The organism is Anaerosolibacter carboniphilus (assembly GCF_014205875.1).
In the GTDB taxonomy this organism is placed as follows: domain Bacteria; phylum Bacillota; class Clostridia; order Peptostreptococcales; family Thermotaleaceae; genus Anaerosolibacter; species Anaerosolibacter carboniphilus.
Window position 1 is genome coordinate 150,610 of the sequence record NZ_JACHEN010000009.1, and the last position, 12,162, is coordinate 162,771.

Sequence of the window (12,162 nt, forward strand, 5' to 3'; positions counted from 1 at the left end):
CCCGTGTTACCACCCTTTTTCACAATCCATTCCCATGGACTGTCTCACCAGGTCGAAGGAACAAATAATCCTTTTAACCCTTGTCATATAACGGTGACATTGAGCATACCGGCCTTAATTACTCTGAAGCACTCATTTCACCTTGGCAGTTCAGGAGTGAGTATTGTATATGTCTCTTCCGCTGACTCACACCAACCGCCAGCTCTCTGTAGGCAAAAAAACATATTTTTCTCTCCGTCTTTACTTTTTAAATATTCAATTAATTATTAAAACTTATTTTACTCTTTTCATAATTGTCTGTCAACAATATAAAAAATATTTTTCATATTTTTTTAGCTATAGATGTCTTAATATTTATTCGTGGCTAATTATTCTTTCAAGTGTATTATTATACACTAAATGTCACAGGAGTGAAGAAAAATTTTATAAATTCTTGATATTTTCTTTCTAATTTTATTGTTGATTTATATAAATACATTGTGCTAGAATAAAAGTCACATAATTTTATAGCTTCGGATGAAGGTAGCGGGAGAATGATTTAACCGCTATTGGACGTGCCTCTGGAGAGACTCAAAGGAGCACCGAAGGGGAAAGCCAATTTTTTTGGTGAAACTCTCAGGTAAAAGGACAGAGGATTTTCATTTAAAATGTTCTACTCATTTTTTGATTATATTGAGTTGTATTTTAAATGCATAATCTTTCAGCTTCCAGAGACTAAGTTCTATCTTCAGTCTCTTTTTTGTTTGCTACTTCACCCAGAAGCTTATTCTTAGGAGGAGATCAAAAAATGAAAGCAATTGTCACTGTGATTGGAAAGGATAAGATAGGCATTATTCATGGCGTTGCTTCTGTACTCGTCAGAAGCAACGTAAATATACTGGATATCAGTCAGACTCTATTGCAAGATTATTTTACCATGGTCATGCTTGTAGACTTAGCATTAATGAATTGTGAATTTAGCCAATTGAAAGTAAAGCTTGAAGATGCAGCATCGGATATTGGCATCACAATAAAAATTCAACATGAAGCTATTTTTCATTCAATGCATACCATTTAAGGAATAGGAGATGAACAGCTTGATAAATACGCAAAATATATTGGAAACCATTCAAATGATTGACAAAGAAAACCTAGATATTCGTACCATTACCATGGGAATATCTCTTTTAGATTGCTGTAATAGCGATGGTAAAACGTCTCGAACAAAAATCTATGATAAGATCACAAAACTAGCTGAAAACTTAATCGCTACTGGTAATGATATTGAAACTGAATATGGGATTCCCATCATTAACAAAAGAATTTCAGTAACACCCATTTCACTTATTGCTCAAGCCAGTGACGATAAAAATTACATAGAATTTGCAAGAATACTAGATAAAGCGGCAGAAGCTGTTGGTGTAAACTTTATTGGTGGATTTTCAGCCCTTGTGCACAAAGGATATACAAAAGGAGATAAGATTCTGTTAGATTCTATTCCAGAAGCCCTGGCCTGTACAAATCGGGTATGCTCATCTATCAATATTGGATGTACAAAATCTGGAATCAATATGGATGCCGTTAGAGATATGGGCGAAATCATAAAGAGAACGGCTTACCTCACGAGGGACAAGGATAGCCTAGGATGCGCAAAACTCGTGGTCTTTGCCAATGCCGTTGAAGATAATCCTTTTATGGCAGGTGCATTTCATGGTGTAGGCGAGGCAGAATCCATCATAAATCTTGGTGTCAGCGGCCCTGGCGTCATAAAGTCATCCCTTATGAACTTAAAGGATGCCAGCTTCGATGTTATCGCAGAAACCATTAAAAAGACAGCATTCAAAATTACACGGGTAGGCCAACTGGTGGCTCAAGAAGCTTCTAAAAGGCTTGGTATCCCCTTTGGGATAGTAGATCTATCCCTTGCCCCTACGCCTGCAATAGGTGACAGTGTGGCTAGAATTCTAGAAGAGATGGGTTTAGAAAGCTGTGGATGTCATGGCACGACTGCAGCGCTGGCCCTTTTGAATGATGCTGTAAAGAAAGGTGGTATCATGGCATCATCCCATGTAGGTGGTTTAAGTGGTGCTTTCATTCCCGTCAGCGAAGATGAAGGGATGATTCATGCAGTAACAGCTGGTTCACTGAATATCGAAAAATTAGAGGCCATGACCTGTGTATGTTCTGTTGGCCTTGATATGATTGCAATTCCTGGTGATACACCAGCCTCTACAATCTCAGCCATCATTGCCGATGAAGCTGCTATCGGCGTAATCAATCATAAGACCACAGCCGTTCGATTAATCCCTGTATATGGAAAAGATATTGGAGATGAGGCTGTTTTTGGAGGTCTCTTAGGCAAAGCTCCCATTATGTCCGTAAGTAAGTTTTCCAGTGCTGGATTTATTCATCGTGGAGGACGTATTCCTGCACCTATTCATAGTTTTAAAAACTAAATAAATTGAATATGGAAACAAAACTGGTACAGGATTATAATCCTGTACCAGTTTTGTTTATTTGCTTTCAAATGCTTTATAGATCGCCTTGATTCCTCTTTCAAAATCATCATTTTCAATGCCAACGATGATATTTAACTCGCTTGAACCCTGGGTAATCATCCGAACATTGATACCATCTTGGGCCAATGCGCCAAAGACCTTGGCCGATATTCCCTTGGTTTTGATCATACCTCGCCCTACCACAGCAATCAGCGCCATATTGGGATAACCGATTACAGAATCCGGATTCAATTGAGTGCGTATATCCTCTATCACCTTTTCCATTTTATCTCGAAGCTCTGAATCTGCAATGACCAATGAAACAGAATCAATACTTGACGGCATATGCTCTGCAAAAATGTCATTTACCTCCAATACAGAAAGGAGTTTACGGAAGAAGCCCTTTTCTGAGCTCATCAGCATTTTTTCTATGGATATCACAGTAAAACCCCTTTTTCCTGCAATACCAGTGATCGTTCCAGAATAGTTGATAGGAGAAAGATCGCTGACAATTAGCGTACCTTCATCTTGAGGTGCATTGGTATTTTTAATCCTTATCGGTATGCCTTCCTTTTTCACTGGGAATATGGCTTCTTCATGGAGTACTGAAGCACCCATATAAGAAAGCTCTCTCAGCTCTTTATAGGTAATCTTCTCAATGAGTTTTGGATCTTTAATAATTCTAGGATCGGCCATACAAAAGCCTGAAACATCCGTCCAGTTTTCATAAAAGGTTGCGCCTGCACCCCTTGCAATGATGGAACCTGTTACATCTGACCCACCCCTAGAGAAAGTTTTGATAGTACCATCCTCCATGGCTCCATAAAATCCAGGTATTACGGCTTGGTTGGCAGATGTCAATCGCGTCTGTACCTTATTCTGCGTAGCTTCAGCATCAAACTGTCCACTTTTCTGAAAAACAATTAGCTCTGCTGCATCAATAAACTCATATCCGAGATAGGCTGCAAGAATGATTCCATTGAGGTATTCGCCACGACTGGCAGCATAATCTGCTGAAGTTCCTATAGCAATATTCCCTTTGATCTCCTCTAATATATCCTTCATATCCAATGAAAGTCCTAATTCAAGGCAAATATCCATATATCTTCTTTCAATAATACCATATACCTCATCAAAGGGAAGCCTTTGGGCTACATGTTGATGACATAAATATAATAAATCCGTGATTTTATGATCTTCAGCATGTCTCTTCCCGGGCGCAGAAGGTATAACATATCTTCTCTTTTGATCTGATAAAACAATCTCCTTCACCTTAGAAAACTGCTTGCTATCGGCCAGCGAGCTCCCACCAAATTTCGCTACAATGACTTCATTCATTTTATTTCCCCCTACACTACAATAATTAATAAACGTCCCTACTTCTATACGTTTTCAACACGAATCAAGTTTGCGATACGGATAACCTCTGGTAATTTTGCAATATCTGTCAATGCATACTGAACATTCAGTTCAACTGTATCATGGGTAATGAATACAAGAGAAACAGCAGGTTCTTCTTTGCCTTTCTGAATAACGGAAGACAAGCTGACATTATACTTACCGAACAAGGACGCAATTTTCCCTAATACACCTGGATAATCTTTTATCAGTAATCGCACATAGTACTCTCCTTGATTGCTGCCCATATCCTTTATTCTATTTTGATTTTTTTCATTCTTTTCACTTACGCGCTTATTTTGATGCTTACCTTCTCGAATGATGGATATGATATCCCCAACCACGGCACTGCCTGTTGGTAAGTCTCCAGCTCCCTTCCCATAAAACATCAATTCTCCCACGGCGTTTCCTTTCACATACACTGCATTAAAAGCATCTCCCACTGCCGCTAGTGGGTGCTCCTTCGGAATAAATGTAGGATGTACTTTTAACTCAATCTCTCCATTAACTTCTTTTGCAATGGCCAAAAGCTTAATTACATAACCTAGCTCCGTGGCATATTCAATGTCGATGGGCGTAATATTTGTAATTCCCTCACGATAAACATCCTCTATCTTCACATCTATTCCAAAGGCCAACCTGGCTAGTATTGTCAGTTTATATGCTGCATCATATCCTCCCACATCACTGGTGGGATCCGCTTCTGCATATCCCTTTCCTTGTGCCTCTTTTAGAACAGTTTCAAATTCCATTTTTTCAGATGTCATTTTGGTTAGAATATAGTTGGTTGTTCCATTCAAGATACCCATGATTCGGTTTATCCTATTTGCTGATAAGCTTTCTTTGATGGCATGAATAATGGGAATTCCTCCCGCTACGCTTGCTTCGTACAGTAATTTTACATTCGCCTCCTTAGCTGCTTTCATGAGCACGCCTCCATGGGAAGCAAGAAGGGCTTTATTAGCCGTGACAACATGTTTTCTACGTTTTATTGCTTCTAGAATATACTCCTTTGCTGGTTCTATGCCTCCCATAACTTCTATGATGATTTCAATATTTTCATCTTCAAGTATATCTGTAGGATTGTCAGTAAACATCTCTTTGGCGATTGCATCATCTCTTTTTTTAGCTAAATCTTGAACGAGTATTTTGGATACCTCAATCTCATAGCCACAGTTTTCAATAATTTTATCTCTGTTTTCTTGAATTATTTTCCATACGCCGCTTCCAACTGTACCAAATCCCATCAATCCAATTTTTATTTTTCCCATTTAAATACCTCTTTTCTTATACCTTGAATCATTATTTCTCGTATAGATATACATTTCTATATCTCTCTATTTAATCTTTTTCTGAATGTTTTGTCAACTATATTTTTTATTTTATCTTTATTTTTTCTTGATATTGAGCAGCCACATCTTCCCCTCTATTCATACACAATGCTAAAAATGAATCATTTTCTCACATTATTAAACTTCCACATCAAAGAAGGCCAAAAACATGATTAATTTGCTAAATATTCAGAAACAATTAGCGATTTACTGCTAATTTAAAATAATCGCCTTAAATCCTTATAATTGGTCTTTGTATATAATCTCTAACCCATGTATAATAATCACTAATTAACTTCATATAGGCAAAAGTAATGATGGAAAATAGTAATTATGAAAGTCATTCAGAGAGCTAGTGTTTGGTGGGAACTAGCTGATAGACATAGTGAAGTCATTCCTGAACTGTAAGACTGAATAAGAGTGGATCATTCAGTAGGTCTTACCGTTTCCCTGACGTTACAGGTTTGAGAGGATTTATTGATTTAATAAATCTAATAGGGTGGTACCGCGGATTGCACATTCGTCCCTTCTGGGATGCATGTGTTTTTTTATTATTTAGAATGTGGAGGTTTTCATCATGAAACATACTTTAAGCGTATTGGTAGAGAACAACCCAGGTGTGCTTTCTAAGGTTTCTGGCTTATTTAGCAGAAGAGGCTATAATATTGAAAGCTTAGTCGTTAGTGCAACGGAAGAACCAAGTCTCTCACGAATGACTATCGTTGTAGACGGAGATGACAAAATTATTGAGCAGGTAACAAAGCAGCTGCATAAGCTAATCGATGTCATTAAAGTCCAAGATGTTACTTCCCAAGAAACGGTGGATCGCCAACTCCTATTAATTCGAGTAGCTGCTGATAACAAAACCAAAACTGAGATTATCCAGCTCATGGATATTTTTAGAGCACGTGTAGTAGATATCGGACAAAAATCTCTGACCATTGAAGCTACAGGAGATGAAGCAAAAATCCAGGCGATTATTAAGTCATTAAAGCCTTTTAAGATCAAGGAATTGGCTAAAACAGGAACAATTTCTATGCTGCGAAGTAATTAATTCAAACGATAGATATGGACTATGATTATTTATTGGAAAGGTGGTTTAAGCCTATGCGGCTAAATGGTGCACAAACATTGATAAAACTATTGGAGGATCAAGGTGTTGAAGTGATTTTTGGATATCCTGGCGGCACAGTTCTGGAGATATATGATGCGTTGCTCAACAGTTCGATCAAACATATTCTTGTACGACATGAGCAAGGGGCAGCCCACGCTGCCAGTGGATACGCTCGTGCAACAGGAGGTGTTGGCGTATGCTTGGCTACCTCTGGTCCTGGTGCAACCAACTTGGTCACTGGTATCGCCACAGCCTATATGGATTCTATCCCCATCGTTTTTTTTACAGGGCAAGTCCCACAAGCCATGGTGGGCACCGATGCCTTTCAAGAGGTAGATATTACTGGTATTACCCACCCAATCACCAAACACAACTATTTGGTGCAGGATATTAAAGATTTACCTCGCATTGTAGCAGAGGCCTTTTACATTTCGAAAACAGGTCGACCAGGTCCTGTACTGATAGATATTCCTCGAAATGTTTCTATGGATATCACCGAATTCAAGCATTGTCCATCTGTAGATATTCGAGGCTATAAACCAACAACCAAAGGGCACCCAGCTATGATTAAAAAAGCAGTCCATGCAATTCAAGAATCAAAAAATCTAGTCATTTGCACTGGTGGTGGTGTTATCCATGGCAATGCATCCGATGAGGTAGAGCAAATAGCACATATGACCAAAGGGAAGGTCGTCTCCACATTAATGGGTTTAGGATCATATCCTGCTAGGAGCAAAGAATTTTTTGGAATGCTTGGAACCTATGGCAGTCAATCGGCCAACGAAGCTGTTCAACAATGTGATTGTCTTCTAGCCCTAGGGATGCGGTTTGATGATCGTGTGGTGGGTAATCCAGATAAATTTGCACCAAATGCTACAATCATCCATATCGATATTGATCCTGCTGAAATTGGAAAAAATATAAGGGCTGACATACCTATTGTAGGCGACATAAAAAACATCCTGGTTGATATGCTGAAGCTTTTGGACAAAAATCTAATTTCAAATAAATCTATTGCGACTATCTCACCAGAGAAAATGTCTGTACCTTTAAAAACGGGCCTCAATGTACCTTGGATTCTTAGTCAACTATCCAAAATGGCTCCTGAAGATATTTTGATTACCACAGACGTAGGTCAACACCAAATGTGGACGGCTACTCACTATGCTTTTAATAAACCCCGTTCCTTTATTTCATCAGGTGGACTCGGAACAATGGGATATGGTATTCCAGCCGCCCTTGGAGTACAAATTGCAAAACCTGATCATTTGGTTGTTGCCATCACAGGTGATGGAAGTTTTCAGATGGGCATGACAGAAATCGGCGCCATTGCTGAACTAGGGTTACCTATTAAAATATTGATATTTAATAACCAAACCTTGGGAATGGTACGCCAACTTCAGCATTATTACTCGGGTCAGCGCTATACTGGCGTACATTTTGAAAATAAGATAGATTTCGTTATGCTGGCAAAAGCCTTTGGTGCTGAAGGATATCGCATCGATGATCCTTTGGAAGCCTCTAAAATTATGGAAAAAGCCTTGCATAATGGAAAGTTTACAATCATAGAATGCCCTATTGATGCCGAAAACCTAGTTCTTCCTATCGTTCTTGCAGGAAAAGGCCTCGAAGAAATGACTAAAAATATATAAAAAGAGAATGTGCCCTAACCAATATTGGCTTTGGCACATTCTCTTCATTTTGATCCTAAACTTCTTTATTCATATATCGTCTATTAAACGATTTTTAAGTTCTTATACATAGGGGCATTATATACTTCGTTTGTACTTTGAAATCACCTTTGACAAATAAAGTTGAATCTTCCAACTTATATTTCATCGTCTTATAGGGAATTTCTAGCCAGTCCGGATTGAATCCAAATTTAATCATCTCTACGCCTGGAAAATGAAGATTCGGCAAAAGCTCCTCATACCTTATACGCTTCGTAGCAACTAAATCATAAATTACAAGGGTATTCCCTTGCTGCCTCGCAATCATCATGGCCTCAAGCTGTGGAATATCATAAATATCCTTGTGAAATTCGTATAGAAGGTGAAACCAATTGATTCCATATGGATTTGTGCAATCAAAAACCTTTGAAAACTGATTTCGTTCTTTTAGATACTGCTCAACCTTAGGATCAGCTATATCCAATCTTATCATTTCCTCATCATCTTTTAGATTGCATGATATATAAGGTTGCTGATCATCTACAGGTACAAACCCAAATTTAGGATAGAACGTCAGGACGCTGTCATTGGCTATGAGAAAGCTTGGTGTATTCGGATAAAGGTCCATGATATGCTCTATTATCTTCTTAGCTACCCCCTTTCCTCTATATTCTTCTCTTGTAGCTACTGCACCAAACTGCAAATAATCATGAGGCAAGTTATTTATACGCAACTTCATTTTGGAAACTGAGACATTGGCAATCATGATCCCATTCTCAATCATTGAATAGCATTCATAACTATCATCCCAGATGTTTCGATCATACCATTTATCAAAACTAAAACCAAAGACATGCATCATCAATTCATTGTATTGATTCTTAAAATCCTTAGTAGCCGTGAATCCATTTGTCATTGTTATCATTCTGTTTCTCCTTTTCTATGCCTCATTAACGAATATCCAACATAATAATATCTTTTTCTTTCAACGCCGTTTTTGTCTTGACCTTATTTCCGTTTATCTTGATAAAACCTTCATTAATTAGCTTTGTAATTTCTGCCCTTGTAATATCCTGTATTCTTGAAGATAAAAATTTATCTACTCTCACTTTTTGTTCCAATATATTTATATAGATTTCAACCTCATAAATACCTTCTTCGATAAGGTTTGCGATACTAAGCTCATCATACCTCATTTCTCCAAGTTCAAGCTTCACGCCATCATTCTTCAATCCAGCTATTGCTTTAAAGATATCTATTCTCTTATTCCATGTATGTCCCTTGGGGCATTTAAAGATGGCAAAATGAAATATATTTTTACCATTTGCATTTTGCCTTCTCTTCAATGAATCAACGAACTCTACTTGCTTACCACAATTATGACAATATCTTTCTGCTCGATCTATTTCACCATTATATATGTTCCAAGTTAAACTTAATTTTCTCTCCATATTCCTTACCTCCAATTTTATTTGTTTTACGGTAAGGAATATAAAAATACATTCTTGATCTACTTTTCTCGATAATGTATCAATCATAAACTACTCCTTCCGTCTATTGATTTAGATCCATTACCTTAATAACAGGTGTCATATAATCACCTCCCATATTTTTTGAGGCTTGCTATGCCCTATAGGCAAATTAGAAGTTTTTAATTCCAGAGCTATATTTAAATTTTCTACAAAATAAAAAGACCATAAGAAGATATATTCTTCTTACAGCCTAAAATAAAGTCGATGATTCACATAACTGAATAAAGTCATAGTTATATACAAGTAAAGAAATGTACCCTCAAAAACAGAATACTCCATTTACTCCATATAAAATCTAATCAATTTTCAATCATTTACTCTAGTGAAGTAAGTTACCTTCTTAATTGCCAATTCATAAAAGAGCACAACAAACAAGCTTAGCCTAAGCTAAGTACAAAAAGTCTCTTTCTGAAAATAGATATTAATTTCATTAAAATTAATATTAGCAATTAACTGGTGTCATTACTTACTTCTCTCCTCTAGATTATGAATTCAATAATATTCTACATAAAAAATCCTATATTGTAAATATGTCATTTACAAATGTTAGAAATATACCCAATTTATACATTCCAGTTCTTATTGCTTTTATGATACATATTTTGTTTATCTTCCTACGTTTTATTTATTATTATATATCCTAGTCTGGTCCAACTTCTAAAAAAACACTTCTAAGAATTACCTTTTATTTTTTCTTCAAAATCTATTGACATCGCGGCAAATAGTTGTTAAAATATTAAAAATTAACTGAATATTCTGAACGCATTGATGGAGAAAATATTTTATTTCTACAGTTTCAGAGAGTCGGTGGTCGCTGAAAACCGATACTGTCATAAAATATAAATCACTCCGGAGCAGTATCTTCGAAATTTGACAGAGTAGTTGATACCGATTGGCCTCGATAAAGGCTCAGGTTCATTTGAACAAAAAGAGGTTTCTCCCCTTTTTCATATGGAGAAACAATTAAGGTGGTACCGCGAGTTACGATTCGTCCTTAAGATAATATTTTAAGGACGGATTTTTTTATTCAAAACAATTCATTTGAACAAACAAATTAAAGGAGGAGTAATTATGTACAATGTAGCAGTAAACTTATTAAACGCAACGAAGGATCATTCATCTATCACGATTTCAGATGATAAAAAAACACTGAATATATCAGAAATTCAAGAAAAAGAAATGACTGCAATGAATTTCTGGGGCCAGGGAGCTTATACTGACGATCTAAATTTCTTTCAATCTGACTTTTATGCATTTTTAAAAATTGCGAAATAATGTATTTTGTATTCTTCTTAGATAGGTGGTTATCTATGAAAGATTTCATGTAAGAATCTTCATATATAACCACCTGATTTCTTCTTAAAGATTTTTTGCCGTTATTTCTGATTTGTTGTTCAAAGGCTAGCATCACGTTATCTCCTACGAAGTATTGCTTTTTCTTTTGTAATATACAAAATATTTTGACACCTCTCCTTGGCTAGCTTATACTAGTAATTGTAAATATATAACATAAGGAGGTAGTCATGAAAAATGCAGTTTTTCTTAACGCAGCAAAACTAAACTTTGATAACAAGCTTAGTTTTTTGCCTTTAATAGACCTCACTGCTTTTACTATGTATGATGAAAGCATCGATGCTGAAATTTTAGAAAGAGTTAAAGGCCAGCATATTGTCATCACCAAGGAATTACCCCTCGGAAGAGATATTATTCATCAATTCCCTTCTTCTGTTAAACTTATTTGTGAAGCTGGAACGGGTTATAACAATATTGACATTGCCGCCGCAAGAGAAAGAAACATTGCCGTCTGCAATGTTCCTGGTTATAGCACCGAAGCAGTGGCTCAACTAGCCATTACTTTTATTTTGACCTTGAGTTCCTCATTAATGCAACAACAAATCATGATCAAACAGCATAACTATGATAACTTTACCAAGCATCTTCAGTTACCTCATTTCGAAGTTCAAAGCAAAACCCTTGGCGTAATTGGCGCAGGCACAATCGGACAGCAAGTAATAAAAGTCGCTCGAGCTTTAGGTATGAACATCCTTGTCTATAATAGGACACCTAAACAATGGAATGACGAACATATTCAATCGGTTTCCCTCGATGAATTACTTCGTGATAGTGATTTTGTCACCATCCATTGTCCTCTAACTAAAGATACAAAACATCTTATTGATAAAGAAAAGTTACAGATGATGAAGACCTCCGCATTTATCATAAATACTTCTAGAGGGCCTATTATCAAAGAGACGGATTTAATTGAAGCCCTACAAAATGAAATGATAGCAGGTGCAGGGCTTGATGTTCAAGATCCTGAACCTCCCGAGCTTCATAATCCTTTATTTTCAATGAGAAATGTCATTCTTACACCACATATTGGATGGAAATGTTTCGAATCAAGACAAAGGCTTATTGATCTCTTAGCTCATAATATTGATTCCTTTATTCAAAGAAAACCTATTCACATCGTAAATGGATAATCTTGATTTCGCAGATTGATAACTCTCTGATCCTATTTTATCGTGCATAAAAACCGTATTGGTTATGAACTGCCCCCTGTCAAGTAGACAGTGGAAATAATTAAAAATGTGTAGCGTCAATCCATTGATTGGCGCTATATTTATGCAACTAGCTTTG

Annotated in this window: 10 protein-coding genes, 1 riboswitch and 3 other annotated features (1 of these 14 only partly in view); of the genes, 6 read left to right on the plus strand and 4 right to left on the minus strand. The window is 36.7% G+C overall.

The window, feature by feature from the left end; translation table 11 throughout:
• Positions 1 to 250 (minus strand) — a binding site (T-box leader) (it extends 19 nt beyond the left edge of the window).
• Between the two features lie 300 nt (positions 251 to 550).
• Positions 551 to 641, plus strand: a riboswitch (glycine riboswitch).
• 146 nt (positions 642 to 787) lie between these two features.
• Both HNQ80_RS08990 and HNQ80_RS08995 read left to right on the plus strand, forming a co-directional pair.
• A complete protein-coding gene (locus HNQ80_RS08990) occupies positions 788 to 1,057 on the plus strand; it encodes an ACT domain-containing protein (protein ID WP_184310307.1) in 270 nt (89 codons plus the stop codon).
• A 10-nt stretch (positions 1,058 to 1,067) separates the two neighbouring features.
• Complete coding sequence (locus tag HNQ80_RS08995; protein WP_330602814.1) at positions 1,068 to 2,435, plus strand: PFL family protein; 1,368 nt, start codon at positions 1,068 to 1,070, stop codon at positions 2,433 to 2,435.
• Positions 2,436 to 2,492: 57 nt separating this feature from the next.
• Here HNQ80_RS08995 and HNQ80_RS09000 read toward each other — a convergent pair whose 3' ends face one another.
• Complete coding sequence (locus tag HNQ80_RS09000) at positions 2,493 to 3,815, minus strand: aspartate kinase (RefSeq protein WP_184310309.1); 1,323 nt, start codon at positions 3,813 to 3,815, stop codon at positions 2,493 to 2,495.
• 44 nt (positions 3,816 to 3,859) lie between these two features.
• Positions 3,860 to 5,146 carry a homoserine dehydrogenase gene (locus HNQ80_RS09005; RefSeq protein ID WP_184310310.1) on the minus strand — a complete coding sequence of 429 codons (1,287 nt, stop codon included), beginning with the start codon at positions 5,144 to 5,146 and terminating at the stop codon, positions 3,860 to 3,862.
• A 365-nt stretch (positions 5,147 to 5,511) separates the two neighbouring features.
• Positions 5,512 to 5,737, plus strand: a binding site (T-box leader).
• 46 nt (positions 5,738 to 5,783) lie between these two features.
• Between HNQ80_RS09005 and ilvN the strand changes: the two genes are divergently transcribed.
• Positions 5,784 to 6,260: an acetolactate synthase small subunit gene (gene ilvN / locus HNQ80_RS09010; RefSeq protein ID WP_184310311.1), complete on the plus strand. Its 477-nt coding sequence runs from the start codon at positions 5,784 to 5,786 to the stop codon at positions 6,258 to 6,260.
• 14 nt (positions 6,261 to 6,274) lie between these two features.
• Positions 6,275 to 7,972, plus strand: coding sequence for a biosynthetic-type acetolactate synthase large subunit (gene ilvB / locus HNQ80_RS09015; protein WP_243183080.1), 1,698 nt, complete (start codon positions 6,275 to 6,277; stop codon positions 7,970 to 7,972).
• A gap of 94 nt (positions 7,973 to 8,066) precedes the next feature.
• On the opposite strand, the gene HNQ80_RS09020 is transcribed toward ilvB, so the two are convergent.
• Both HNQ80_RS09020 and HNQ80_RS09025 read right to left on the minus strand, forming a co-directional pair.
• A complete protein-coding gene (locus HNQ80_RS09020) occupies positions 8,067 to 8,915 on the minus strand; it encodes a GNAT family N-acetyltransferase (protein WP_184310313.1) in 849 nt (282 codons plus the stop codon).
• 25 nt (positions 8,916 to 8,940) lie between these two features.
• Positions 8,941 to 9,441, minus strand: a complete 501-nt coding sequence (locus HNQ80_RS09025; protein ID WP_184310314.1) for a S4 domain-containing protein — start codon at positions 9,439 to 9,441, stop codon at positions 8,941 to 8,943.
• Positions 9,442 to 10,278: 837 nt separating this feature from the next.
• Positions 10,279 to 10,521 (plus strand) — a binding site (T-box leader).
• A 72-nt stretch (positions 10,522 to 10,593) separates the two neighbouring features.
• On the opposite strand from HNQ80_RS09025, the gene HNQ80_RS09030 reads away from it, so the two are divergent.
• Complete coding sequence (locus tag HNQ80_RS09030; RefSeq protein WP_184310315.1) at positions 10,594 to 10,797, plus strand: hypothetical protein; 204 nt, start codon at positions 10,594 to 10,596, stop codon at positions 10,795 to 10,797.
• Positions 10,798 to 11,045: 248 nt separating this feature from the next.
• The gene (locus HNQ80_RS09035) at positions 11,046 to 12,005 is read left to right on the plus strand and encodes a 2-hydroxyacid dehydrogenase (RefSeq protein ID WP_184310316.1); all 960 of its coding nucleotides are present in this window, start codon (positions 11,046 to 11,048) and stop codon (positions 12,003 to 12,005) included.
• Positions 12,006 to 12,162 lie beyond the last annotated feature (157 nt).